General features: G+C 64.8%; 29 protein-coding genes. 9 read left to right on the forward strand and 20 right to left on the reverse strand.

Annotation, left to right across the window (positions count from 1 at the left end; translation table 11 throughout):
- Positions 1-152: 152 nt before the first annotated feature.
- Positions 153-1058: a LysR family transcriptional regulator gene (locus tag AKL02_RS01085; protein ID WP_078522334.1), complete on the forward strand. Its 906-nt coding sequence runs from the start codon at positions 153-155 to the stop codon at positions 1056-1058.
- On the opposite strand, the gene AKL02_RS01090 is transcribed toward AKL02_RS01085, so the two are convergent.
- Genes AKL02_RS01090 through AKL02_RS01100 form a run of 3 tightly spaced genes read right to left on the reverse strand, consistent with a single transcriptional unit; the run spans position 965 to position 3503 of the window.
- On the reverse strand, positions 965-2068 hold the full coding sequence (locus AKL02_RS01090; protein ID WP_198453235.1) for an OmpA family protein: 1104 nt from the start codon (positions 2066-2068) through the stop codon (positions 965-967). The two genes, AKL02_RS01085 and AKL02_RS01090, sit on opposite strands and share 94 nt — an antisense overlap.
- On the reverse strand, positions 2065-2778 hold the full coding sequence (locus tag AKL02_RS01095; protein WP_083076269.1) for a GNAT family N-acetyltransferase: 714 nt from the start codon (positions 2776-2778) through the stop codon (positions 2065-2067). The genes AKL02_RS01090 and AKL02_RS01095 overlap by 4 nt, the downstream gene beginning before the upstream one ends.
- On the reverse strand, positions 2775-3503 hold the full coding sequence (locus AKL02_RS01100) for a competence/damage-inducible protein A (RefSeq protein ID WP_083076267.1): 729 nt from the start codon (positions 3501-3503) through the stop codon (positions 2775-2777). The genes AKL02_RS01095 and AKL02_RS01100 overlap by 4 nt, the downstream gene beginning before the upstream one ends.
- A 117-nt stretch (positions 3504-3620) precedes the next feature.
- Here AKL02_RS01100 and map point away from each other — a divergent pair, with 117 nt between their 5' ends.
- Positions 3621-4430, forward strand: coding sequence for a type I methionyl aminopeptidase (gene map / locus AKL02_RS01105; protein ID WP_078550844.1), 810 nt, complete (start codon positions 3621-3623; stop codon positions 4428-4430).
- A gap of 88 nt (positions 4431-4518) precedes the next feature.
- Here the strand turns inward: map and AKL02_RS01110 are convergent, their stop codons facing one another.
- Genes AKL02_RS01110 through AKL02_RS01120 form a run of 3 tightly spaced genes read right to left on the reverse strand, consistent with a single transcriptional unit; the run spans position 4519 to position 6943 of the window.
- Entirely contained in the window at positions 4519-5187 is a 669-nt protein-coding gene (locus tag AKL02_RS01110; RefSeq protein WP_083076265.1) for an HAD family hydrolase, read from the reverse strand.
- Positions 5184-5747, reverse strand: coding sequence for a 16S rRNA (guanine(966)-N(2))-methyltransferase RsmD (rsmD, locus tag AKL02_RS01115; protein ID WP_083076263.1), 564 nt, complete (start codon positions 5745-5747; stop codon positions 5184-5186). Before rsmD ends, AKL02_RS01110 begins: the two co-directional genes overlap by 4 nt.
- Complete coding sequence (locus tag AKL02_RS01120) at positions 5744-6943, reverse strand: NAD(P)/FAD-dependent oxidoreductase (RefSeq protein WP_083076261.1); 1200 nt, start codon at positions 6941-6943, stop codon at positions 5744-5746. The genes rsmD and AKL02_RS01120 overlap by 4 nt, the downstream gene beginning before the upstream one ends.
- 82 nt (positions 6944-7025) lie before the next feature.
- Between AKL02_RS01120 and AKL02_RS01125 the strand changes: the two genes are divergently transcribed.
- Positions 7026-7514, forward strand: coding sequence for a peroxiredoxin (locus AKL02_RS01125; protein WP_078570786.1), 489 nt, complete (start codon positions 7026-7028; stop codon positions 7512-7514).
- A 54-nt stretch (positions 7515-7568) separates the two neighbouring features.
- Here AKL02_RS01125 and AKL02_RS01130 read toward each other — a convergent pair whose 3' ends face one another.
- The 6 genes from AKL02_RS01130 to smc all read right to left on the reverse strand — a co-directional run bounded on the left by AKL02_RS01130 (position 7569) and on the right by smc (position 14970).
- The gene (locus AKL02_RS01130; protein WP_083076259.1) at positions 7569-7940 is read right to left on the reverse strand and encodes a 4a-hydroxytetrahydrobiopterin dehydratase; all 372 of its coding nucleotides are present in this window, start codon (positions 7938-7940) and stop codon (positions 7569-7571) included.
- 57 nt (positions 7941-7997) lie between these two features.
- The gene (locus AKL02_RS01135; RefSeq protein WP_078570788.1) at positions 7998-8879 is read right to left on the reverse strand and encodes a mechanosensitive ion channel family protein; all 882 of its coding nucleotides are present in this window, start codon (positions 8877-8879) and stop codon (positions 7998-8000) included.
- 39 nt (positions 8880-8918) lie between these two features.
- Positions 8919-10106, reverse strand: coding sequence for a GNAT family N-acetyltransferase (locus AKL02_RS01140; RefSeq protein WP_083076257.1), 1188 nt, complete (start codon positions 10104-10106; stop codon positions 8919-8921).
- Positions 10107-10163: 57 nt separating this feature from the next.
- Positions 10164-10928 carry a glycerophosphodiester phosphodiesterase family protein gene (locus tag AKL02_RS01145; protein ID WP_108722331.1) on the reverse strand — a complete coding sequence of 255 codons (765 nt, stop codon included), beginning with the start codon at positions 10926-10928 and terminating at the stop codon, positions 10164-10166.
- Positions 10928-11383 carry a RidA family protein gene (locus AKL02_RS01150; RefSeq protein ID WP_078541698.1) on the reverse strand — a complete coding sequence of 152 codons (456 nt, stop codon included), beginning with the start codon at positions 11381-11383 and terminating at the stop codon, positions 10928-10930. The genes AKL02_RS01145 and AKL02_RS01150 overlap by 1 nt, the downstream gene beginning before the upstream one ends.
- A 128-nt stretch (positions 11384-11511) precedes the next feature.
- Positions 11512-14970, reverse strand: coding sequence for a chromosome segregation protein SMC (smc, locus tag AKL02_RS01155; protein ID WP_083076255.1), 3459 nt, complete (start codon positions 14968-14970; stop codon positions 11512-11514).
- 239 nt (positions 14971-15209) lie between these two features.
- On the opposite strand from smc, the gene AKL02_RS01160 reads away from it, so the two are divergent.
- Positions 15210-15566, forward strand: a complete 357-nt coding sequence (locus AKL02_RS01160) for a CidA/LrgA family protein (protein ID WP_083076253.1) — start codon at positions 15210-15212, stop codon at positions 15564-15566.
- On the forward strand, positions 15559-16275 hold the full coding sequence (locus AKL02_RS01165; RefSeq protein WP_083076251.1) for an LrgB family protein: 717 nt from the start codon (positions 15559-15561) through the stop codon (positions 16273-16275). The genes AKL02_RS01160 and AKL02_RS01165 overlap by 8 nt, the downstream gene beginning before the upstream one ends.
- On the opposite strand, the gene AKL02_RS01170 is transcribed toward AKL02_RS01165, so the two are convergent.
- The 7 genes from AKL02_RS01170 to AKL02_RS01200 all read right to left on the reverse strand — a co-directional run bounded on the left by AKL02_RS01170 (position 16272) and on the right by AKL02_RS01200 (position 20522).
- The gene (locus AKL02_RS01170; RefSeq protein WP_083076249.1) at positions 16272-16928 is read right to left on the reverse strand and encodes a trimeric intracellular cation channel family protein; all 657 of its coding nucleotides are present in this window, start codon (positions 16926-16928) and stop codon (positions 16272-16274) included. The two genes, AKL02_RS01165 and AKL02_RS01170, sit on opposite strands and share 4 nt — an antisense overlap.
- Positions 16925-17389: a ribonuclease HI gene (gene rnhA, locus AKL02_RS01175; RefSeq protein WP_078551118.1), complete on the reverse strand. Its 465-nt coding sequence runs from the start codon at positions 17387-17389 to the stop codon at positions 16925-16927. Before rnhA ends, AKL02_RS01170 begins: the two co-directional genes overlap by 4 nt.
- Entirely contained in the window at positions 17382-17987 is a 606-nt protein-coding gene (locus tag AKL02_RS01180) for a glutathione S-transferase family protein (protein ID WP_083076247.1), read from the reverse strand. The genes rnhA and AKL02_RS01180 overlap by 8 nt, the downstream gene beginning before the upstream one ends.
- Positions 17988-17991: 4 nt before the next feature.
- On the reverse strand, positions 17992-18420 hold the full coding sequence (locus tag AKL02_RS01185) for a DUF3429 domain-containing protein (RefSeq protein ID WP_083076245.1): 429 nt from the start codon (positions 18418-18420) through the stop codon (positions 17992-17994).
- The gene (gene ispH / locus AKL02_RS01190; protein ID WP_083076243.1) at positions 18420-19367 is read right to left on the reverse strand and encodes a 4-hydroxy-3-methylbut-2-enyl diphosphate reductase; all 948 of its coding nucleotides are present in this window, start codon (positions 19365-19367) and stop codon (positions 18420-18422) included. The genes AKL02_RS01185 and ispH overlap by 1 nt, the downstream gene beginning before the upstream one ends.
- 60 nt (positions 19368-19427) lie before the next feature.
- Positions 19428-19874: a YqaA family protein gene (locus AKL02_RS01195; protein ID WP_083076241.1), complete on the reverse strand. Its 447-nt coding sequence runs from the start codon at positions 19872-19874 to the stop codon at positions 19428-19430.
- A gap of 84 nt (positions 19875-19958) precedes the next feature.
- Positions 19959-20522, reverse strand: a complete 564-nt coding sequence (locus AKL02_RS01200; protein ID WP_078522355.1) for a LabA-like NYN domain-containing protein — start codon at positions 20520-20522, stop codon at positions 19959-19961.
- 165 nt (positions 20523-20687) lie between these two features.
- On the opposite strand from AKL02_RS01200, the gene folK reads away from it, so the two are divergent.
- The 4 genes from folK to AKL02_RS01220 all read left to right on the forward strand — a co-directional run bounded on the left by folK (position 20688) and on the right by AKL02_RS01220 (position 24557).
- On the forward strand, positions 20688-21233 hold the full coding sequence (folK, locus tag AKL02_RS01205) for a 2-amino-4-hydroxy-6-hydroxymethyldihydropteridine diphosphokinase (protein WP_232621689.1): 546 nt from the start codon (positions 20688-20690) through the stop codon (positions 21231-21233).
- A gap of 98 nt (positions 21234-21331) precedes the next feature.
- Positions 21332-21688 carry a DNA-directed RNA polymerase subunit omega gene (rpoZ, locus tag AKL02_RS01210; protein ID WP_078522357.1) on the forward strand — a complete coding sequence of 119 codons (357 nt, stop codon included), beginning with the start codon at positions 21332-21334 and terminating at the stop codon, positions 21686-21688.
- Positions 21689-21715: 27 nt separating this feature from the next.
- On the forward strand, positions 21716-23848 hold the full coding sequence (locus AKL02_RS01215) for a RelA/SpoT family protein (protein WP_078570796.1): 2133 nt from the start codon (positions 21716-21718) through the stop codon (positions 23846-23848).
- Between the two features lie 34 nt (positions 23849-23882).
- Complete coding sequence (locus tag AKL02_RS01220; protein ID WP_083076236.1) at positions 23883-24557, forward strand: DUF2062 domain-containing protein; 675 nt, start codon at positions 23883-23885, stop codon at positions 24555-24557.
- Positions 24558-24564: 7 nt separating this feature from the next.
- Here the strand turns inward: AKL02_RS01220 and AKL02_RS01225 are convergent, their stop codons facing one another.
- On the reverse strand, positions 24565-24810 hold the full coding sequence (locus AKL02_RS01225) for a WGR domain-containing protein (RefSeq protein WP_078541711.1): 246 nt from the start codon (positions 24808-24810) through the stop codon (positions 24565-24567).
- Between the last annotated feature and the right edge of the window lie 69 nt (positions 24811-24879).

Here is a 24879-nt window from a genome sequence, read left to right on the forward strand (position 1 = left end):
GAAAGCGCCACCGTTTCGCAGGGGTCACCAACCTGCGGGATTCTCTCCCATTGTTACCCTCGTATTGTCGCCGCGAAGTCTAAATTGCGCCCGATTTCGTGCCGATAAGCGGGAAATAAGAAACAGAAATTACAAGCCGAAGGGTGTTTGGGATGGATCGCCTGACTGAAATGGAAGCCTTTGCCACCGTTGTGGACCAAGGGGGCTTCACCGATGCGGCCAAGAAGATGGGCATCTCCAAATCGGCTGTGTCGAAACATGTCTCGGCGTTGGAGGCGCGCCTCGGCGCACGTCTTCTGAATCGCACCACCCGTCGCGTTTCGCCGACGGAAATCGGGCTGGCCTATTACGACCGCGCGCGTCGTGTTCTCAACGACGCGGGCGAGGCCGATGCGCTGGTCACGTCGATGCAGACGGCGCCCTCGGGGCTGCTGCGCATCTCGGTCGCCACCGATTTCGGTGTGAACCTTCTCTCGCCCGTTCTAGGCGAGTTTTTGCAGGAATTTCCCGAAATCACCGTGAATATGGTGCTGAACAACCGCTATGTGGAACTCATCTCCGAAGGGTTCGACATGGCGATCCGCGTCGGCGAGCTGGAGGATTCGAGCCTGCGCGCGCGCAAGCTGACCGAAACCTCGCGCCGGATGATCGCCTCGCCGGATTACTTCGAGAAATTCGGTCGCCCCGAGCGGATCGACGATCTCAACGACCACAAGCTGCTGCATTATTCCAACCAGTCGGCTGGCAATGTCTGGAAGCTGACCGCGCCTTCGGGCGAGCGGCGTCAGGTCCGCTCGGCGGGCTGGCTGACGGTCAATGACGGTCAGTCGCTGCTGCATGCTGCAACTGCGGGTCTTGGGATCGCTTACCTGCCGTCCTTCCTTTACGCCGATGCGATGCGCGAAGGGCTGGTGGAAGAGGCGATGCCCGACCTGCCGATGGAGACGCTGGGCATCTACGCGATCTATCCGCCGGGCCGTTTCACCCAGCCGAAAGTGCGCGCCTTCATCGATTTCCTCGCCAAGACCTTCGCCGAGAAGGGCCCCGACAACTGGTGAGACCGAACTCCCTCCCGCGCCGGGCCATTCCGCCGGCTGGCGCTAACTCCGGGTCGAGGTGAGAACCGCTTCGACCCGTCTGTTTTCTCGCGCCCCTCTTTGGTCAGGTTGCTCGCGCGCGGGGCGAGGAAACCCGCCCCCTCGGCGCTGACCTGCGACGCCGCCACCCCGTAATCGCCGATCAGCTTCTGCCGTGCCGATTGCGCGCGTTTCTTCGACAGCGCGATATTAGCCGCAAGCGAGCCCACAGCATCGGTATGGCCCACCAGCATCACCTGAAAATCGGGATTGGCCTTGAGGAACTCGGCCAGCGCCTGCAGCGAGGCGAAATCACCCGAGCCAAGCGCAGAGGCCCCGGAGGGGAAGTCGAGATCGTCGAGCGCGACCGAACCCTGCGCCTCCAGCGTTTGCGCAAGCGCGGACGGGGCGACGGCGGGCGCATCGGCGCGCGGCAAAATCGGCGCGGTTTGCGGCGGGGCGAGCGGATCATCGGGCTGGGCGGGGGTGACGTCCTGCACCCGCATCTCGGTCACCTGAATGAAGCCCGACTCGGACGAGCGCGACACGGTAATTCCGAAGTAATCCGACCCATTGCGCGCCGCGATATAGCGGAAGTCGCCCAGATCGACATGCATCGCGGGCTCTGACAGCAGGTCGAGCGCGTAGCGGAAATCGAACCCGCCGCAGGCCTGCGTGTCGCATTCATAGAGGATGTCGTAGCCTGCCTGCTTCAGCTGATCGCGCAGCGGGGCGAGGATTTGCAGCGTCGTGTTCTGATTGGCGCGCAGCTGATAGGCGGTGTCGGAGCGCGCGCCTTCCAGATCGCGGGTCTCGAGCTGACCATCCTGCCACGGCCCGACCGCCAATTGGTAGCTGGTGGCGGGGCTCGTTTCCTGCGCGGATTGGGTGGCGCCTGCGGGCAGTGTCAGGTCCGCCGATGCGGCCAGCGCCGCGTGGGACAGGGGGACGGCCAGCAGCCCGGCCAGCAGGAGGGTCGCCCGGCGGGTCATACCACCTCCGGCGCGCGGCGATAGTGATATTGCGCGCGCACTTCCATACCGAAGCTTTCGGCGAGCGTGTTCGAGGCGTCATTGGCGAGCGTCGTGATCATCTCGAACCGCTCGGCCCCGGCCTCGGCGGCCCAGCGTGCGCCCTCATGGATCATCTCGCGCGCGAGGCTCATCCGGCGATATTTCGGCGCGACGGCGAGCGCATGGAGCATCGCCGCCCCCTCGTAGAGACCGATATAGGCAACGCCTGCGGCCCGGTCGTCCTTGCGGCCCAGAACGCAGGTTTTCGGCACCTCGGCGCGATCCATGATCGCTTGGCGCTCGGGCCCGACATCGAGTTCGGTCCACAGGTCGCGGGCGATTTGCAGCGGCGGCCAGTGGGCGAATGCGGTCACGGGCGGTACCTCACCCTGCATCGCGGCGACCGGAGCCGACCAGATCCGCACCGGGTCGTAGGATTCGTAGCCGCGCGCCTCCAGGACCGCATCCAACGCCTCGTCGCCCGCGCGGATCATGAAGCGCGGACGCTGGCCCAGGGCGCGATGCGCGGCTTCGGCGGCTGGAATGTCGGCCTGCTCGAGTGGCACTTCCAGCGTCGCGCAGCTGACGCGAGAGCCGCCGCCTTGCCCGTCGCGGATCAAAAACCCGCCCGCGCGGCGATATTCGGCTGCGGGCCAGGTCGCGTCGATGATCGCATAGGCGTCGATCATGTGCCCTCCGGGAAGGCGGTTTGCAGCTCGGCGAAGCCCGCGTCGACCTGAACGGGATCGGTGCCGCGCAGCACGAGATTGGTGCCGTAGCGGCCTTCCTGCACGAAGGGGTAGGAGCCGATCGAGAGGTCGGGATAGCGACCCGCCAGCGCGCGCAGATCGTCGGCCACCGAGGATTCCGCGCGCAGCACCTGCAGGCTGCGCGAGATCATCGGCGCGCCGCCGGTGAGTTTCGGCAAGAGCCCCTCGACCATCGCCTGAAAGATGTTCGGCACGCCCGCCATCACATGGACATTGCCCAGCGAGAAGCCCGGCGCGGCAGAGACCGGGTTCTCGATCAGCTCCGCTCCGTCGGGAATCCGCGCCATGCGCAGCCGCGCGGCGGTGAACTCGGTGTCGCGGGCTGCGTAATGCGCAGCGAGGATCGCCTTGGCATCCTCGCGCACGTCGAGCTTCGCGCCCATCGCCTCGGCCACCGCATCGGCGGTGATGTCGTCATGGGTCGGGCCGATTCCGCCGCTCGTAAAAAGGTGATCATGGGCTGCCGAGAGCTCCCGCACCGCGGCTACGATCACCTCGTTATCGTCCGGCACTACGCGGATTTCGCGGCAGGTGATTCCGCGTTCGACCAGCTGTCCGGCCAGATAATGCGCGTTTCCCTCGCGGGTGCGCCCCGAGAGGATTTCATCGCCGATGATCAGGATCGCTGCGGTGGGATTTGGCATCTGTGAGGCTCCTTTCGACTTGGTATAGGGCGCGGAACGGGGCGCGAAAAGCCCGGGCACTGGCCAAGCCCCGCTTTTGTGACTATCTAAAGGCCGAAACCCTTAAGGAGCAGACCGTTGGACGATACTCAGGGCCGCACCACGAAGGACGGAATCCGGATCTACGATCAGAGCGATTTTGCGGGAATGCGCGCCTCCTCGCAGGTGACGGCGCAGATCCTCGACGAAGTCGCCGATCTGGTGGAGCCGGGGGTCACGACCGCAGCACTCGACGCCTTCATCGAACGCCGCGTGGGCGAGCTGGGCGCGACCTCGGCGACCATCGGCTATCGCGGCTATCAGCACGCGAGCTGCATCTCGGTGAACCATGTCGTCTGCCACGGCATCCCGGGCGACAAGAAGCTGAAGGACGGCGATATCATCAATATCGACGTGACCGTGATCCTCGACGGATGGTTCGGGGACAGCTCGCGCATGTATGTCGCGGGCAATCTGAGCCGCAAGGCCGAGCGTCTGATTCAGGTCACCCATGACTCGCTCATGGTCGGCATCGAGCAGGTGAAGCCCGGCAACACCTTTGGCGATATCGGTCATGCGATCCAGAAATTCGTCGAGAGCAACCGCATGTCGGTGGTGCGCGATTTCTGCGGCCACGGCGTGGGCAAGGTGTTCCACGCGCCGCCGAACGTGCTGCATTACGGGCGGGCAGGATCCGGCGCGATGCTGGAAGAGGGCATGATCTTCACGATCGAGCCGATGGTGAATCTGGGCCGCCCCGAGACCAAGGTTCTGGCCGACGATTGGACCGCCGTGACGCGGGACAAGTCGTTGTCGGCGCAGTTCGAGCATTCGGTGGGCGTGACCGCCGATGGTTGCGAGATCTTCACCACCTCGCCGGCGGGACGCTTCCACCCGACCTGGCGCTAAGATTCAGTCGTTAGTGGGGCTCCGCCCCCGCTGGCTGCGCCCCCGCTGGCTGCGCCAGCCCCCCGGGATATTTCCGCCAAGAGGAAGATCAGGGATCGAGGCCGATGAGCCGCGGCACTTGGGCCATGTCGGTGAACAGTTCCGCCCCTTCCGCCGCGAGCTTCGGATTGTCGCCTTTCGGAGAGTAGCCGAGGCAACGCATGCCTGCGTTTTTCGCCGCGCGCGCGCCTGTGGCGCTATCCTCGATCACCACGCAGGCGGTCGGGTCAGCGCCCAGATGGCGCGCGGCATGGATGTAGAGATCGGGCTTCGGCTTGGGCAGTCCCATGTCCTGCCCCGAGAACAGCAGCCCCTCCAGCCGCGTGCGGATATCCGGGTGCTGCCCGAGCGTCGCCTCCATCTTCGCCTGCCGCCCGTTCGAGCCGACCGCAAAGGGAATTCCCTCTGCATCGAGCCGGGCGAGAAGGCGCGGGATGCCGGGCATCAGATCGGTCCCCTCGCGCAGCCGGGCGTAGAGCCCCTCGTAATAGCTATCGACCCAGCCCTCGGGCAGATCGGCCCCATGCGCGCGGCCCCATTGATAGACATTCTCGATGGTGGAACCGATGAAGGCGTCTTCCAGTTCGGAGATCGTCTTGTGCACGCCATAGCGCGCGAATTCTTCCTGAATCAGGTCGAAGGTCGCGGGCTCGCTGTCGACGAGCACACCGTCGCAATCGAACAGGACGGCATGGGGGATCTTCGGGTGGTTTGTCATTCAGGCATCCGGGCAAGGGTTACGAGCGTGTCGCCATAACGGCGTTGGTCGAGCTGTTCGAGGGCGGCGGGCAGGATCGGCGGGGTGTTATCTTCCCAAACGATCATCGCGCCCGGAGCGATCCATCCATTCTCGAGACAGGAGGCGAGGGCGCGTTCGCCCAGCCCCATCCCGTAGGGCGGATCGAGGAAGATCAGATCGTAGCCTGGGCCGCGATTGGGGCCCATATTGGTTGCATCGCGCCGCCAGACATCGGTGACGCCCATCGCGCGCATCGCCTCGATATTGCGGCGCAGAAGCGCGCGGGCGGCGGTGCCGTCATCGACGAAGGCCACGCGGGCCGCGCCACGCGACAGCGCCTCCAGCCCCAGCGCGCCGGTGCCTGCGAAGAGATCGAGCACCCGCGCCTCGGGCACCGGATTGCCATGCCCGCCATTCGTCAGCAGGTTGAAGATCGACTCGCGCACGCGGTCGGTCGTGGGGCGCAGATGCGCATCCATGTCGCCCGCACCCACATCCGCCAGTTTCAGCCCACGCTTCGCGCCTCCGATAATTCTCATTGCATCAGGGCTTTCAGCTCTGCCGTGGTCTCGACTGCTTCGGGCGTCACGGGCTTGCCCGCTTCGATGAGGCGCTTGCCGACCATGTAGGCGCGCGCATCGTTGATCGCGTCCACCGCGATCAGGCGGCCTGCGCGGAAATACCAGAAGCTGCTGCCGTCATCGTGGCGGCTGACGACCTGATCGTAGCCCGCATTGAGCCCGGCGATCTGCAGCTTCGCGTCGAACTGATCCGACCAGAACCACGGTTTTGGCGCATAGGCGCGGCCTGCTCCCAGCATGTTCTCGGCGACCAGCTCGCCCATGTCGATTGCGTTGCCGACGGATTCGAGGCGGATACGCCCCTCGGAGCCGGGGAAAGAGGCGCAATCGCCCGCCGCCCAGATATGGGGCGCGGAGGTGCGGCCCTGCGCGTCGGCGGCGATGCCGTTTTCGCAATGGATACCGGCTTCGCGGGCGATCTCCTCGTCGGGGGTGATGCCGATGCCGACGATCACGAAATCGGCGGGCAATGCGCGCCCGTCCTCAAGGATCGCGCCGGTGACGGCCTCCTCGCCGGTCAGTCGCGTCAGGCCGACCCCTTCGAGGATTTCGACGCCGCGCTCGCGATGCAACTTGCGGATCGCGTCTGCAGTTTCTTCGCAGGCGACGCGGCCGAGGATGCGCGGGGCGGCCTCGACCAGCGTGACCTCAAGGCCGAGCTTGCGCGCGACCGCCGCCGCCTCCAGCCCGATATAGCCGCCGCCGACCACCAAGAGCCGCTTGCCGGGGGTGAAATGGGGCTGCATCCGGTCGACATCCGCGAGGTTGCGCACGGTGAAGACATTGCCCAGATCGCCGCCGATCGCGGCGGGCAGACGGCGCGGCGTGGCTCCGGTGCAGAGCGCGAGTTCGGAATAATCGAGCGTCTCGCCATCCGACAGGGTGACCCTCTGCGCCTCGGTGTCGATCGCGGTGACGGAGGTGCCGAGCCGCAGCGCGATGTCGTTTTCCTGCCACCAGTCGGAGGCGCGCAGCGTCAGGCGCTCCAGCTCCATCTCGCCCAGCAGATAGGCTTTCGACAGGGGTGGGCGCTGGTAGGGTTGAATGGGCTCCGAGCCGATCACGGTGATCGCCCCGTCAAATTTTAGCGCCCGCAGTTTCGCGGCCATAGAGGCTGCGGCCTGTCCCGCGCCGACGATCACTATTCCGCTCATAACTTTCTCCACTGGCCCGGCTCGCGCCTGACCCTATATCGACGGGCGGAACAAGTGCAACGCGAACAAATCGGAGCTTTCTATGACCTTAACGACCGGCGACGTACTTCCCGGCGCGACTTTCCTCGCCGTGGGCGATGAAGGGCCGCAACCCGTGAGCCTTGGCGACAAGATGAAGGGCCGCAAGATCGTGATCTTCGCCGTGCCGGGCGCCTATACCGGCGTCTGCACCACCGCGCATGTGCCCAGCTTCATCCGCACCAAGGACCAATTCGCCGAAAAGGGCGTGGACGAGATCATCTGCGTCTCGGTCAACGACCCCTTCGTCATGCAGGCCTGGGGCGAGGCAACGGGCGCGACCGAGGCGGGGCTGACCATGCTGGCCGACCCGGAAGCCGCCTTCACGCAAGCGATCGAGATGGACTTCACCGCGCCGCCCGCGGGCCTCATCAATCGCTCGAAGCGCTACGCGATGCTCGTCGAGGATGGTGTGGTCAAGCATCTGAATGTCGAGGAAAGCCCCGGCACCTGCGAAGCCTCGGCAGGCGAAGGACTTCTCGCGGAACTCTGATCCGCCGCCCTGACAAAATGAAAACGCCCGGCCGAGGAGCCGGGCGTTTTTCGTTCAGTCTTTTTCTTTTTCGACCGGCTCGGTCAGTCGCATCACCGGGCGCCCGATATCGCGGTCGACCTCGGCCACGCCCTCGGCCAGCGAATCCAGCGCGCCGGCCAGTTCGATGTCGAGGACACTGACGCCACCGCAGTCATGGGTCGTCAGCGTGATTTCGAGCTTGTTGTAGACGTTGCGCCAGTCGGGATGGTGATCCATCTTCTCGGCGCAGAGCGCGGCTTGGCTCATGAACCCCCAAGCGGCGGAGAAATCCTTGAACAGAAGCCGCTTGATCAAGGCATCCTGCCCATCGGCCGCGCGCCATCCGGTATCTTCAAGCGCATTGAGCAGCGCCTTGCGTTCCTCGGGTTCGAGCTTCGATGTCATCGCTTACTCCCTGATGCGTTAAGCTGGCCCGCAGCCTTGCAGCCCCGGGCCGCCAGTTCAAGCGGCACCGCTTTCGCGGGTCACGCTGCGGGTCTCGATTTTCGGCACCTGCACCACTTCGAGCGTGCGCGTGGGGAAGGGGATGCCGATATCGTTCGCGTCGAACTCCACCTTGATCTTGCGGGTATATTCCGCCTGCAGGCCCCAGAAATCTTCCGTCTTGGCCCAGACGCGGAAGGTGAAATCGACCGAGCTGTCGCCCAGTTGCTTCACGCGGATCACCGGCGCGGGTTCCGGCAGGGCGCGCGGATCGGAAAGCGAGATATTCTCCAGCACTTCCTGCGTTTTCTTCAGGTCCGCGTCATAGGCGACGCCGATGGTCAGATCCATCATCCGCGTCGGGTTGGCGGAGAAATTGGTGATCGCGCTCGACCAGATATCGCTGTTGGGCACGATGATCTGGATGCCGTCATAGGTCGTCAGCACCGTGTAGAAGAGCTGGATCTCGGTCACCGTGCCGCTTTCCGAGCCCGCCGCGATGAAATCGCCTTGGCGGAACGGGCGGAACAGAATGATCATCACGCCCGCCGCGAGGTTCGAAAGCGTTCCCTGCAGCGCCAGACCGATTGCCAGACCGGCGGCACCGACAAGGGCGGCCAGCGAGGTGGTCTGAATACCGAAGCGGTTGAGGATGAAGATCACCCCGATCGCGAGGATCAGGTATTTCACCATATTGCCGAGGAAGCCGAAGAGCGTGTCGTCCAGCCGTTTGTAGCGCTGCGACAGCGCCACGATGCGCCGTTTGGCCCAAGCCGAGATCGCCATCGCGACCAGCAGGATCACCAGCGCAGCCACCACATTCACCGCAACCATGATGGCCGCATCGATCCGATCCTGCGTCAGCCACGCGCTGACATCGGTCAGGTCATTGAAATTCATTCATCGCTCCCGTCATACGTCCTTTAACATTGCTACTTATCACGCCTGCTCATCGCTGCCACCCGAGGGGCTCCGGAACGGGCCCATTTCGGTAAGTATCTCGATATCTTCGTCCACGGCGGCGCGTTCGGCTTCCAAGTACTCCGCGACCGCCCCGCGCAGACCTTCATGGCCGATCCAATGCGCCGAATGGGTGGCCACGGGCAGGTAGCCGCGCGCCAGCTTGTGCTCGCCCTGCGCCCCGGCCTCGACCCGGCTCAGCTTGTGCGCGATCGCGTAATCGACCGCCTGATGGTAGCAAAGCTCGAAGTGCAGGAAGGGGTGATCCTCGATACAGCCCCAATAGCGCCCGAACAGCGCATCGCGCCCGATCAGGTTCAGCGCGCCCGCAATCGGGCGGTCTCCGTTCATCGCAAGCACCAGAAGCACGTCGTCGCGCATCTCGTGCAGAAGATCGAAGAAGGCGCGGCTCAGGTACGGGCGGCCCCATTTCCGCGCGCCAGTGTCCTGATAGAACTGCCAGAACGCATCCCAATGCTCGGGCCGGATATCGTCGCCGGTCAGCTGAACGATCTCGCCGCCGAAAGCCTGTGCCCGCTGGCGTTCCTTGCGCAGCGTCTTGCGCTTGCGCGAACTCAGTTCGCCGAGGAACTGGTCGAAGCTCTCGTAACCCTCGTTGAACCAGTGGAATTGCTGCCCGATCCGCGGCAGCCAGCCCGCCTCGGCGGCAAGCGCCGCCTCGTCCTCGGTGCAAAACGTCATATGGACCGAAGATACCCCGGCCCCTTCGGCGATCTGCGCCATCCCGGCCAGAAGCGCGCGGCCGCCGGCCTCTTCCAGCCCCGGCAGAACCAGCAGACGTCGTCCGGCCACGGGGGTGAAGGGCACCGCGCATTGCAGTTTGGGGTAATAGCGCCCGCCCGCGCGCTCGAACGCATCGGCCCAGCCGTGATCGAAGACATATTCGCCCTGACTGTGCGATTTCACGTAAAGGGGGGCTACCCCGATCACCCGATCGCCCATCCGCGCCACGAGATGTCGCGCATCCCATCCCGTGCCCGGACCGACTGAGCCGGAGGCCTCGAGGGCGGCCAGAAACCGATGCGTGGTGAACGGGTCGAACGCCCGCTCCCCATCCCCGATTTCGGGGCAGGCGCAGGCGTTCCAGTCTTTTTCACTTATTTCGGAAATATCCGAATAAAGCGTGATTTCAACGCTTTGATCCATTTTATCCCGGGTGGTTAGGCCATCCTTTGCCTGAATCTGTACCCTGAGCACGCGGCGTCAAGCCGGAAGCGCCGAGAGGTAGCCTTCGAAGGTCACGTTATCGGCCACCCGACGCGCCAGCGCCTCCTCGTCGACCGAGCGGATCGTCCAGCACAGAACAGGCACGCCGAGCGATTTCAGCTCGGTCACCCGCAGCGCGTTCAGGTCCTTCGCCTCATGCGAGATGAAGGCCGCGCCGACACGCTCGAAATCGGGAATATGGCGCAGCTCGTCGCCGCGCGCTGCGGGCAGCAGCGCCCAGTCATTGGGCTGATAGGCCGAGGTCGTCAGCCCGACCGGAACGCCCGGGGCCAATTCGCCGAATGCCGCCACCGCATGCGGATTGAAGGACATCACCGCAACCGGGCCTTCGTAATCGCGCAGCAACAGCGCTGTCGCCTCTTCCAGCGGACCGATCTGCTGGCCGAGCGCGCCGTCCTGATCCTTGATCTCAACCAGAAGCGGGACCTGCCCGTCGACAATCTTGAGCACCTCGGCGAGGGTCGGAATGCCCTCCTGCGTCCCGCTCAGATGGATCGCGGCAAGCTCTGCCGACGTGCGCTGGCGCACCGGGCCGCGCTCTGCGGTCAGCCGGTCCAGCGCGTAGTCGTGAAACACCATCGGCACGCCATCGGCCGAGAGTTGCACGTCGATCTCGATTCCATAGCCCGCCGCGATAGCCGCACGGATTGCGCCACGGCTGTTTTCGGGACGGCCGAGCGTGTAGTCGTGCAGCGCCCGATGCGCGATCGGAAGCCGGAGAAAATCAGGATGCAATGCCATCACGCGACCTCGAAAATCGCCTCGATTTCGACCGCGACGCCCATCGGCAGCGAAGCCGCCGAGACCGCCGAACGCGCGTGACGCCCCGCATCGCCGAAGACCTCGACCATCAGGTCCGAACAGCCGTTCACGACTTTCGGCTGATCGGTAAACTCAGGCGTCGAATTCACGAACCCCACCAGCTTCACCACACGGAGCTTGTCGAGATCGCCAATGGCCGCTTTCGCCTGCGCGATCAGCGCCAGCCCGCAGAACCGCGCCGCCATCGCGCCCTCTTCGACATCCATCCCGTCGCCGAGCTTGCCGCGGATCAGCCCCTCGGGCCCGTTCGAGATCTGTCCCGAGACGAACAGTTGATTGCCGGTGCGCACGAAGGGCACGTAATTCGCCGCCGGTGCCGGGGCATCGGGAAGGTGAATTCCCAGCTCTTCGAGACGTGCTTCGATCTTGGCCATTGCGCCCTCCATGAAATTTCGCGGCGAGGCTAGGCGCGCGCCTGTTTCCCCGCAAGCGGATTCGCGTCTCTTCTTCTTGATCGAAATATCCCGAGGGCGCGATAGCGCGGGGGCGGAGCCCCTCGCCGTTATGCCACCAGCGCCTCGGCCTTCTTCAGGTCGACCGAGACCAGCTGGCTCACGCCCTGCTCCTGCATCGTTACCCCGAACAGCCGGTCCATCCGCGCCATCGTTACAGCGTGGTGGGTGATGATCAGGAAGCGCGTATCGGTGCGCCGCGTCATCTCGTCGAGCAGGTCGCAGAAGCGCGTCACGTTGGCGTCATCGAGCGGTGCGTCGACCTCGTCGAGCACACAGATCGGCGCGGGGTTGGCCATGAAGACCGCGAAGATCAGCGCCATCGCGGTCAGAGTCTGCTCACCGCCCGACAGCAGCGACAGCGTCGACAGCTTCTTGCCCGGCGGCTGGCACATGATCTCGAGACCGGCCTCCAGCGGGTCGTCGCTTTCGACCAGTTGCAGGTTCGCCGAGCCGCCGCCGAAGAGGTGGGTGAACAGCGTGCGGAAGTTCTCGTTCACCTGCTCGAACGCGGTCAGCAGACGCTCGCGCCCTTCGCGGTTCAAACCCGAAATCCCCGCGCGCAGCTTGCGGATCGCCTCTTCGAGATCGGATTTCTCCTGCACCAGCGTGTCATGCTCTTCCTGCACTTCGCGGGCGTCTTCCTCGGCGCGCAGGTTCACAGCACCAAGGCTCTCGCGCAGGCGTTTCAGCCGGTTCACTTCCGCGTCGAGCTTTTCCGCGTCGGGCATCTTTTCGGGATCGGCGTCGAGGCTTGCCAGCAGATCCTGCGGCGACTTCTCGGTCTCCTCCAGAATACGTTCGGCGGCATAGGCGACGGTCTCGCGGGCTGCATCGACGCGCGCTTCGGCGCGGGCGCGGGCTTCGCGCGCCTCGCCAGCCAGACGTTCGGATTCGCGCTCGGCCAGCTGCGCCTCGCGCAGGGCGCTTTCCGCGCTCGAAAGCTTGTCCGACGCCTCTGCCTGACGCGCTTCGGCGGTGGCGATGGCCTCCGACAGCTCGGCGCGTTTCGCGGCCAGTTCCTCGGGTGCGGCAGAGGCGTCCTTCAGCTCCGCCTCGCTCTCGATCTTGCGGGTTTCCAGCTCGGCAGAGCGTTTCTCGGCGGTCTCCAGCCGGTGCCGCCAACCGGAGATTTCCTTGGTGATCTCCTGCCGACGCTTCAGCCGCGCCTCGCCTTCGCGGCGGATTTCGTCATGGGCAGAGCGCTTGGTCATCATCGTCATCCGCGCCGCTTCGACGGTCATCTTCACCGCCTCGACGTCGCCGCGCGCGGCGTCCAGATCGGGCAGGGAGGATTGCGCATTCTCCGCCTCGCGCAGCGCCATCCGCGCGCTGCCGGCTTCTTCCTCGTGGCGGGCGACGGCGAGCTGGGCGCTTTCCAGCTTGGAACTGGCGATGGAGCGATCGGCCTCGGCCCGGCTGAGCGCGCGGCCAGCTTCGGCCAGACGGCGATCGGCATCACGGCGCGCCTCGCGGGCGGCGGCATCGGCGCGGGTGGCCTCGGCCAGCGCGGCGGTCAGCGCCTCATGGGCGGATTTCGCGCCCGAAGCGCGCGCCTCGGCGTCTTCGAGATCGCGCTTCAACTCCACCAGACGGTTGAGCTGTTGCAGGCGCAGCGCGGCGGCGGTCGGGGCGTCCTCGGCACCGGCGCGATAGCCGTCCCAGCGCCAAAGGTCGCCCTCGGTCGAGACGAGCCGCTGGCCGGGGGCCAGTTGATCCTGCAGCCGCACGCCCTCGTCGTAATCCTCGACCAGACCGATCTGCGAAATCCGGCGGACCAGCACATCGGGCACATCCACATGAGCTGAGAGCGGCTCGACACCGACGGGCAGGGGCTGCGGCGCGGGATAGTCGGGCAGGGCTTGCCAGCCGGTCGCGTCATCCTCGCCGACTTCCGGCGCGCGCAGGTCATCGGCGAGCGCGGCACCCAGCGCCGCCTCGTAGCCGCGATCCACCCGGACGCGGTCGAGAATTTGCTGCCCGTTGGAGGCTTCGCGATCGACCAGACGCGCGAGCGCCGACACCTCGGCCCGCAAGGCCCCCGCTTCGCCCTCGGCTTCCGAGCGCGCCGCCCGGGCCGCGCTTTCGCGGCCCTGAGCCTCGGCGCGCGCGTCATCGGCTTGGCCAAGCGCTTCCTCGGCGGCTTCGGCTGCGGCCTGCGCCTGCGTCTGTGCGCCTTCTGCCGCTTCGAATTCCGTGTTCGCCTTCGCAAGCGCGGCAGCAGCGGCTTCGGCGGCCTGCTTCGCCTGCGCCGCAGCGGCTTCGGATTTCTCCGCCGTCGCGCGGTTGTCGGTGACGAGACGCTGCGACGACTGGTGACGGGCGGCGAGCCGCGCGACATCCTCGGTCAGTTCCGACAGTTGCGCCTCGCGCTCCTGCAAAATCTGCGCGGCCTCATGGGCGGCATCGACCGCGGCCGCCAGCTTGTCTTCATGCCCTTCGGAGGCTTTCGCGATCTGCGCCTGCTCCCATTCGAGCCGCCCGATCGTCTCGCCCGCATCGCGGTTGAGACCCGCTTCGCGCTCCATGTCGCGCACGAGCTGCTCGATCCGGGCTTTCAGCGTTTCGATCCGCGCGATCGCCTGATCTTCCTGATCCGAGAGCGCATCGCGCTGTACGGTGAGCCGTTGCAGGATCGCGCCTGCAATGGCTTCTTCCTCGCGCAGCGGCGGCAATGCGTCTTCCTTGCCTTGCCGGGCTTTGGCCGCCTCGCGGGACGCTTTCTCCGCCTGCGCGGCCCCGGCGACCTTCTCGCGATGTGCCTCTTCGGCAGTGGTGCGGGCCAGATCGGCTTCGCGCCAGCGGCGATACAGCAGCATCCCCTCGGCGCGGCGCAGCTCTTCGCCAATGGTGCGGTAGCGCGCGGCCTGGCGCGCCTGCCGGGCCAAGGTGGCCAGTTGCGAGGCGAGCTGCTCGATCACGTCGTCGACGCGGGTCAGGTTCTGTTCCGCGCCGTTCAGCTTCAGCTCCGCTTCGTGGCGGCGCTGATAGAGGCCCGAAATCCCGGCCGCTTCCTCGAGGATACGGCGGCGGTTCTTCGGCTTGGCGTTGATCAGTTCGGAAATCTGGCCCTGCCGCACGAGCGCGGGCGAATGCGCGCCGGTCGAGGCATCGGCGAACAGCATCTGCACGTCGCGGGCGCGCACGTCCTTGGAGTTCACCTTATAGGCCGAGCCCGCATCGCGGGTGATCCGGCGCACGATTTCCAGCCCGTCGCTGTCGTTGAACCCGGAGGGCGCAAGCCGCTCGGTATTGTCGATCTGCAGCGCGACCTCCGCGAAATTGCGTGCGCCGCGCGACGAGGCACCGGCGAAGATCACGTCTTCCATGCCGCCGCCGCGCATCGCCGAGGGGCGGTTCTCGCCCATCACCCAGCGCAGCGCTTCCAGGAGGTTCGACTTGCCGCAGCCATTGGGTCCGACGACGCCGGTCAGCCCGTCATGGATCACGAGATCCGTGGGGTCCACGAAGCTCTTGAAACCGTTGAGACGTAGCCGAGAGAAGCGCAATTGCCGAACTTTCCGAATCTGACTGAGTTCTGAGAAGTGTCCGTAGAGCAGGCCTGCGAGTCAATGGGAAGACACCGCATCTGGCGATGATGGGGCTGTTATCCACAATATATTGGCGCATTCTTGCGCAGGTTTCGGGGGTGCGAGATGCCCGCCGACGCAGTCGGGTATGCACCTCCGCTGTCTTTTCCTTTTGATCGCGGAGGCTTAGCATCGGGTGCGTCCCAAGGAGCCGACCGATGATCCCAGCCCTGTCCCTGATCCTCGCCTGCCAACTCGCCGGCGAGATCCTGTCCCGCGCCTTGCAACTGCCGCTTCCCGGCCCGGTTCTGGGGATGATCTTCCTGCTGATCGCGATGAGCGTCTCGGGCAAGGTGCAGCAGATCGTGCGCCCCACGGCCCAGTTCGTGTTGCAGCACCTGTCGCTTCTCTTCGTGCCTGCGGGCGTGGGGATCGTCGCGCATCTCGGCGCGCTGCGCGAGCATGGGGTGGGTCTGGCGGTGGCGCTGGTGATCTCGACCATGCTGGCGATCGTGGTCGGGGCGGCGGCCTTCGTCGCGGTGGCGAAGCTGACCCGGAGCGATGTCGATGACTGATCCGTTCAAGCTCTGGTCCTACCTGTCCTCCGAACCGCTGCTGTGGCTGTGGGCGACGCTGATCGCCTATTGGATCGGGGATACGATTTTCAGGCGCGTGAACCGCAGCCCCTTCGCCAATCCGGTGATGATCGCGGTGGTTATCCTCGGGGCGGTGCTTCTGATGACGGGCACGCCCTATCAGCGTTATTTCGACGGGGCGCAATTCGTGCACTTCATGCTGGGTCCGGCGACGGTCTGTCTTGCGGTGCCGCTGCATGCGAACCTGCCGAAAGTGAAACGCGCGCTTCTGCCGATCGCGGCGGGGCTCGTGGCGGGGTCGGTCACGGCCATCGTCTCGGTTCTGGCGATTGCGAAGGCGATGGGCGCGGGGCCTGAACTGCTCGCCTCGCTCGCGCCGAAATCGGTGACGGCCCCGGTGGCTATCGGTATTTCGCAAAGCTTGGGTGGCGAGCCGTCGCTGACCGCGGCGCTGGTGATCCTCACTGGCATGATCGGGGCGATCACGGTGACGCCGATGCTCAACCTGCTGGGTTTTCGCGACTGGCGGGCGCGGGGCTTTGCGGTGGGTGTGGCCGCCCACGGCATCGGCACGGCGCGGGCTTTTCAGGTGCATGAGACTGCGGGCGCCTTTGCGTCCATCGGCATGGGGCTGAACGCGGTGCTGACCGCCTTCCTCGCGCCGGTCGTGCTGAGTTACTTCGGTTAATACTGCCTCGGCGGGCGCGCCTTGTAGACCGGAAGCTTCCAGCCGAAACGCAGCGATCCGGCGCGCAGCGCAAAGGTCACGCCGCCGCAGATCAACAGCGCGATCAGCGTATCCGCCCCGAGGGCCGTCGCGACCACGGCGCTCATGGCCCCGGCAAACGCGCAGGACAGATACAGCTCGCCCTGTTTGAGCACCAGCGGCACCTCGTTGCAGACCACGTCACGCATCAAGCCGCCGAACGTGCCGGTGGCGATGCCCATGATCAGCACGATCACCGGGCCATGCTCCAGCCGCATCGTGATCGCGACGCCCGCAGGCACCGCGACCGCCAAGGCACAGGCATCGAGCCACAGCAGCGCGCGGTAGCGGCTTTCCAAGAGATGCGCGGTGAAGAACACGACCACCGCCGCCCCTGCCGCGATCAGCACATAGGTCGGATCGCCGACCCAGAAGACCGGGTCGCGCCCCAGAAGCAGATCACGCAGCGTGCCGCCGCCGATAGCGGTCAGCGCGGCAATGAAGATGAAGCCCACGAGGTCGAGCTGCTGGCGCGAGGCGACCAGAGCCCCGGTCAGCGCGAAGACCAGTACCGAGGCGTAATCCAGCGCCGCGCCCAAGGGAAACTCCCCCAGCCAGTCGGGCAGGGCGGTCATTTTTGCTTGGCCGGTTTGAAGGGCTCCATCCCGGCGCGGGCCAGCTCGTCGGCGCGCTCGTTCTCGGGGTGGCCCGCATGGCCCTTGATCCATTCCCACGTCACACGATGGCGGCGCTGCGCCTCGTCCAGCCGCTGCCAAAGGTCGACGTTCTTCACCGGCTTCTTCGCCGCGGTCTTCCAGCCGTTGCGCTTCCAGCCGTGGATCCAGCCGGTGACGCCGTTCTTCACGTAAGCGGAGTCGGTGGTGATCGTGATCGCGGTGTCGCGGGTCAGGGTCTCCAGAGCGTTGATCGCGGCCAGAAGCTCCATCCGGTTATTGGTGGTCTCGGCCTCGCCGCCCTTCAGCTCACGCTCCTTGACGACGCTTTCGCCGTCCATCGCACGCATCAAGACGCCCCAGCCGCCGGGGCCGGGATTGCCGCTGCAGGCACCGTCCGTCCATGCGTAAAGCTCAGGCATCGAGACCCACATAGCCGTCGAGCGCTGCGATCCGGTCGAGCCAGCGGCGCAGTGCCGGGAAGGGCTCGAGATCATAGCCGCCGCGGGTCTCGGCGGTATGGGTGTAGGCGTAAAGGCAGATATCGGCGAGACTCATTGCGTCGCCCGCGAGCCAATCGGCCTGCTCCAGCCGCTGTTCCATGATGCCCAGCAGGACGTGGCCGCGCACTTCCAGCGCGTCGAGCGTCTCCTGCGTGCGCTCATGGGCGCGATGCGGATAGCACAGGATCGCGGCGCGCACGGCGATGACGCCCTCGTGCTGGTTCTGCTCCCAGAACATCCACGACAGCATCTGCGCCCGGACGAAACGATCCTCCGGCACGAAGCGCGAGCCCTCGCCGAGATAGGTCAGGATCGCGTTGGACTCCGCGAGCACCCGCCCGTCGTCGAGATGCAGCGCCGGCGCCCGACCGAAGGGCAGCGCGCCGCTTTCATGAGCTTCGGCCAAGGCGTCGGTGTCATACTCGACATCGATCTTGTCGTAGCTCTGACCGAGCAACGCCATCAGCAGACGCACCTTGTAGCTGTTGCCCGAGGAGGGCATCGAATAAAGCTTCATCTCGTTACGTCCTTACGATCGCGATCAGGCAGGCGACGACGACGACCGTCAGGCCGATGCGCAGTTTGAGCCACCAGCGCGGTGTGTGGCCGAATTTCTGGAACAGCCAGTCGAGCGGCAGCAGGGCGAGGAAGCCCAGAATCAGCACGAAATTCACCGGCATCCCGAGCGCCACGAAGGCGATGAAGAAGATAACCGGAGCGACGGCGAGGAAATAGCCGGTCTCCCATTCCGCGCTCGCGGCGAAACCCCAGAGGCTGCCCGTCATGAAGCAAAAGATCATCAGACCATAGGCGAGCACCGCCACACGTGGGTCCGCGATGAAGGCGAATTGCCCGGTTTGCACGACCAGCACGCCCCAGAGGAACGGGATCAGCCCGGCAAGACCAAGGAGCAAAGCGCCGCCGGGGATTTTCGGGCCAATACCGCGCATCACGAGGCCTCTCTCAGCACGCGGGGCACCTTGAATTCGATGTCCTCGCGGGCGGTTTCGATCTGGTCGACGGTCAGGTCATAGCGCTGGCGGAAGGCGTCGATCACCTCGTCGATCAGCACTTCCGGCGCGCTCGCGCCCGCGGTCACGCCGACCGTCTGCACACCCTCCAGCGCACGCCAGTCGATATCCGCGGCGCGCTGCACCAGCTGCGAATAGGCGCAGCCCGAGGCTTTGCCGACCTCGACCAGACGGCGCGAGTTGGACGAGTTCGGCGCGCCGATCACGAGCAACGCGTCTATCTGATCGGCCATCGCCTTCACCGATGCCTGACGGTTGGTGGTGGCGTAGCAGATGTCTTCCTTCGCGGGGCCGACGATCTTCGGGAAACGGTCCTGCAGCGCGGTCACTATCGCCGCGGTGTCATCGACCGAGAGCGTGGTCTGGGTGATGAAGGCCAGCCGATCGGGATCGCGCGGCGTGATCTTGGCGACGTCCTCGACCGTCTCGACCAGCAGCACCTCGCCATCGGGCAGCTGCCCCATCGTGCCCAGCACTTCCGGGTGGCCCGCATGGCCGATCATGACCATCTGCAGCCCCTCGTTCGAGTGCCGCTCGGCTTCCTTGTGGACCTTGCTCACCAGCGGGCAGGTCGCGTCGACATAGATCATCTCGCGCCGCGACGCCTCGGCAGGCACCGATTTCGGCACGCCATGGGCCGAGAAGATCACCGGCCGGTCATCGGGGCATTCGTCGAGCTCTTCCACGAAGACCGCGCCTTGGTCGCGCAGGCTGTCGACGACGTATTTGTTATGCACGATCTCGTGGCGCACATAGACCGGTGCGCCCCATTTCTCGATCGCCATCTCGACGATCTTGATCGCCCGGTCGACGCCCGCGCAAAAGCCGCGCGGGGCCGCCAGATAAAGGGTCAGGGAGGGTTTCATCGCGCGCTCCTTTGTTCGGGTTCAGACCTAAAGCCCCGTCCGCCTCGCGTCCAGAGGCGATCAGCTTGCGAGTTTGATCGCTTCCGCCGTCAGCCAGGCCAGCACCGCGTAGCGCCCGGCCTTGGCCACGAAGACCAGCGGAATGAAGAGCCACATCGACATCCGCAGGATGCCCGCGACGAGGCAGATAAGATCGCCGCCGGGGGCCCAGCTCAGCAACAGCAGCCCGATCCCCCAGCGCTCGAACCAGCGATGGCCGCGCGCGAGCTGCGCTTCGGAGGCCGGAAACCATTTGCGGTCTTTCAAGTGGGTGACGCCCAGTCCGATCACGTAGGTGACGAGCGAGCCGATCGTGTTTCCCACGGCGGCTATGAGGATCATCAGCCAGATATTCTGGGTGCCAAGCGTCTGCAGCGCGACGAATACGAGCTCCGACTGGAACGGGATCGGCGTCGCCGCCAGAAGCGCCGAGACGAAGAGGCCGAAGAGGGAGACGTTTTCGAGCATAAAGCTTTCCGCGAAAGACAAAGGGCGCGCAGGTGATCTGCACGCCCCTTCAAGCACGAATTACGGGTCGCGTCAGGCCCCGGATCAGCTGTCGTCGCCGTTCTCGTCCTCGCGCGGCTCACGCGGCGGGCGACCGATCACTTCGCGCAGCGCGTCGAGTTCGATGAAATTGTCGGCCTGACGGCGCAGCTCGTCGGCGATCATCGGCGGCTGCGAGCGGATCGTCGAGACGACCGAGACGCGGCAACCCTGACGCTGAAGGCTTTCGATCAGCGGACGGAAATCACCATCGCCGGAGAACAGCACGATATGATCGAGGCGCGGTGCGAGTTCCATCGCATCGACGGCCAGCTCGATATCCATATTGCCCTTCACCTTCCGGCGACCCATGGAATCCGTGTATTCCTTGGCGGGTTTGGTGACCATCGCGAATCCATTGTAATTCAGCCAATCCACGAGCGGTCGGATCGGCGAATATTCTTCACTCTCCAGAAGAGCGGTGTAATAGAACGCGCGGACGAGTTTACCGCGACGTTCGAATTCTTGTCTCAACAGCTTGTAATCAATATCAAAGCCAAGCGCCTTGGCGGCCGCATAGAGATTAGATCCGTCAATGAACAGGGCGAGCCGTTCGTCCTTGTAGAACATACAGTCCTCTTGCACAGGTAGGGTGGACCAGTTCGCGCAGGTGCCGATACGGAAAGTATAGCCGCATCAATTGTGTTGCACAGGCGGGGAGGGCCGACCAGATTTATCTAGGACATATCGCATTTCGCGAGGGAAACGGAATCTGTCTTTATGGACACTAACTATTTGGTCGCTTTCGGGGCGAATCTACCAAGCCAATTCGGGTCTCCTCGCACTACGCTCTGCGCCGCGATCGAGCGGCTCGAGCAATTGGGGTTTTCCTTGGTTGCCGCCAGTCGGTTCTGGTCGACGCCTGCCGTTCCCGAAGGGTCCGGTCCCGATTTCGTGAACGCTTGTTGCAAAATGCGAAGCAGTTTGCAACCGCGCGATGCGCTCGCGCAACTTCATGGAGTCGAAGAAGAATTTGGCCGTGTGCGGGAAGGTCGTTGGAGCGCGCGTGTTGTCGATATCGACCTGATCGCCTCGGAGGATCGGGTTCTGCCGGAACGCGAGAGCTTTCTGCGCTGGAAAAACCTTCCGCCGGAGGCGCAGCGGCGCGACGCTCCGACCGAGCTGATCCTGCCGCATCCGCGCTTGCAGGACAGGGCTTTCGTGCTGATTCCCTTGGCCGAAATCGCACCGCTCTGGCGCCACCCGATCACGGGCGACAGCGTGATGGATATGCTCGCCGCTCTTCCCGAGGTGGAAAAAAACCCGATTTCCCCTCTGTAACGTGTTCAAAACCCTGCGGACAGGCCGGATGGGCGCTTGTGTTTCTGCACTGCAAAGCCTAAGTAGGGCCCTCAATCCGAGTTCTTCTGGAGAGATTCATGGCCCGCGTGACGGTTGAAGATTGCGTTGACAAGGTTCCGAACCGCTTCGAGCTGGTAATGCTCGCTTCGCATCGTGCCCGCGAAATCGCTGCTGGCGCTCCCCTCACGGTCGAGCGTGACAATGATAAAAACCCCGTCGTCGCTCTGCGCGAAATCGCCGAGGAGACCCAATCGGCCGAGGATCTGCGTGAGCGTCTCATCGAGAGCAACCAGACCCAGATCGAGGTCGACGAGCCCGAAGAGGACTCGATGGCGATGCTCATGGGTGGCGAGAGCCCCGATCGTGCCGTCGAAGACGACATGAGCGAAGAGCGTATGCTGCGCGCGCTGATGGACGCGCAGGGGCGCGAATAATCCACTGATTGGCTGGAACGAGCGCGAATGATCGACGTCGAAGACCTGATCGCGCTCGTCCGCAATTATAATCCCAAGACCGATGCGGATCTGATCCGAAAGGCCTATGCCTACGGAAAAGACATGCATGAAGGGCAGTTCCGGCATTCGGGCGAGCCCTATTTTTCGCATCCTGTCGCAGTGGCGGCGATCCTGACCGAGCAGCGTCTGGATGATGCGACAATCGTAACCGCCCTTCTGCACGACACGATCGAAGACACGCGCTCGACCTATGGCGAAGTGTCCGAGATGTTCGGCGAGCAGATCGCCGAGCTGGTCGATGGCGTCACCAAGCTGACCAACCTGCAACTTTCGAACGCGGCCTCGAAACAGGCGGAGAACTTCCGCAAGCTGTTCATGGCGATGTCGAAAGACCTGCGGGTGATCCTCGTGAAACTCGCCGACCGTCTGCACAACATGCGCACGATCCGTTCGATGCGAGCGGAGAAGCAGGCGCAAAAAGCGCGCGAGACGATGGAGATCTACGCGCCACTCGCAGGCCGGATGGGTATGCAATGGATGCGCGAGGAGCTTGAAGACCTCGCCTTCAAGGTGCTCAACCCCGAGGCGCGTACCTCGATCATCCGCCGCTTCGTCAGCCTGCAGAAGGAAACCGGCGATGTGATCCCGAAGATCACCGCCGACATCCGCGCGCTGCTCGAAGACGAGGATATCGACGCCGACGTCTTCGGTCGCGCGAAGCGGCCCTATTCGATCTGGCGCAAGATGGAGGAGAAGCAGCTCACCTTCTCGCGCCTGTCGGATATCTACGGTTTCCGCGTCATTACCCGCACCGAGATGGATTGCTACCGGGTGCTGGGCCTGATCCACCACCGCTGGCGCGCGGTGCCGACCCGGTTCAAGGATTACATCAGCCAGCCGAAAACCAACGGCTACCGCTCGATCCATACCACCGTTTCGGGGCGTGACGGCAAGCGCGTCGAGGTGCAGATCCGCACCCGGCAGATGCACGAAGTGGCCGAGGCGGGCGTCGCGGCGCACTGGTCCTATCGCGACGGCGAGCGGGCGCAGAACCCCTTCGCGGTCGATCCGGCGAAATGGCTCGCCTCGCTCAGCGAGCGGTTCTCGGACCCCGATGGCGATGGCGATCACGACGAGTTTCTCGAGAACGTCAAACTCGAGATGTATTCCGATCAGGTCTTCTGCTTCACCCCGAAAGGCGATGTGGTGAAGCTGCCCAAGGGCGCGACCCCGATCGATTTCGCCTATGCGATCCACACGCGGATCGGCAATAGCTGCGTCGGCGCCAAGGTCGACGGCATCCGCGTGCCGCTCTGGACCCGGCTGAAGAACGGCCAGTCGGTCGAGGTGATCACCGCTTCGGGCCAGCGTCCGCAGCTGACCTGGCTCGATATAGTGGCGACCGGGCGCGCCAAGGCCGCGATCCGCAAGTCGCTGCGCGAGGAAGATCGCGACCGCTTCATCAAGCTGGGGCAGGAACTTGCGCGGGTGGCCTTCGAGCATGTCGGCCGCCGCGTGACCGACAAGGCGCTGCGCACCGCCGGCAAGGCGCTGGGGATCGGCGATCAGGACGAAGTTCTCGCCCGGCTCGGCTCCGCCGAGCTCGCGGCCTCGGATGTGCTCGACGCGCTTTACCCGGAGCTCGCCCAACGCCGCGAAGGCACCGAGATCGAGCCGACCCGCGCCGTTCTGGGCCTCGGCGCCGATCAGAGCTTCCGCCGCGCCGATTGCTGCCAGCCGCTGCCGGGCGAGCGCATCGTCGGCATCACCTATCGCGGCAAGGGCGTGGTGATCCATGCCATCGACTGTCCCGCACTCGAAGAGTTCGAGGATCAGCCCGAACGCTGGGTCGATCTGCATTGGAAGACCGGGCAACACCCGCCCGCCTACACCGCGACCCTGAAGGTCACGATCTCGAACGATGCTGGCGTGCTGGGACATATCTGCACATTGATCGGTCAGCAGAAGGCAAATATCTCGGACCTCGACTTTGTGGAGCGCAAGCCGGACTTCTATTCGGTTCTCGTCGAGGTCGAACTGTGCGATGCAGAACATATGCATCGCCTGCTTACCGCCTTGGAGGCGGAGAGCGACGTGGCACAGGTGGAGCGGATCAGAAACCTGTCGCGCAAACCCTGACGCACATTGCGCAGGGTGTAGAAAGGACGGCGGCGTGGTCTTCAGACGACGCGAAAAACGGGGGCTTCTGGCCAACCTGCGCGAGGCAATCTGGCCGCGTTCGGGCTGGTCCCGCGCTTTCCAGTACGTCAAGCACCGGGTCAACCGGCTTCCCGACCGACCTCACCGGATCGCGCGCGGCGTCTGGGCCGGGGTCCTGGTCTCGTTCACGCCGCTTTTCGGATTTCACTTCGTCAGCGCTGCGGCCGTGGCCTGGATCATGCGCGGCAATATCCTCGCCGCGATCCTCGCCACCTTCTTCGGCAACCCAGTCACCTTCCCGATCATAGCGGTCTTCTCGACGAAACTGGGCCACAAGATCCTCGGCGACCGGCTCGATCATGGCGGGGAACCGGAAAGCCTGCTGCAGACCTTTCAGGCGGCGAGCCACGATCTGCTGCATAACTTCTGGGCGATGTTCACCCCCGAGCATGCGGAATGGAGCGGGCTGGAGCGGTTCTTCACCGATGTCTGGCTGCCCTATCTGATCGGCGGGATCGGTCCCGGCGTGATCGCGGCGACGATTTGCTACTACGTGTCCCTGCCGATCATCACGGCCTATCAGAACCGCCGCCGCAGCAAGCTCAAGTCGCGGCTGGAAAAGATGCGGGCGAAGATCAAGCGCGAGGAACGCGCTGCGGTGGCGAAGGCCGAGAACTCCGACGAGTGAGTAGGGCTCAGGCCTGCGCTTCGCCCGCGCCCGCTTCGCTCAGCGCATAGCCGCGGCGCTGCGCCCGGCGGCGAAACCGCTCCGCCGCATGGACCGCGTCGCGCAGGTTGGAAAACCACCGCAGACAGGACGCCCCGGTCTGGCCCTGCAGGCCCCATTCGCGCAACACGGTATATTCTCCGAACAGGTTGTCGGAGACTTCCACGCGATAGAACCGTCGCGACGTCGGCGTGTGAAGAAGGAGATTGAGCATGGCAGTGCCCCTGTATCCCGATTTCGTGAAGTGAATCAGAGCGGGGCAGTTTTGGCCAGCGAAAAGAGG

It is taken from the genome of Thioclava electrotropha (assembly GCF_002085925.2).
Lineage (GTDB): Bacteria > Pseudomonadota > Alphaproteobacteria > Rhodobacterales > Rhodobacteraceae > Thioclava > Thioclava electrotropha.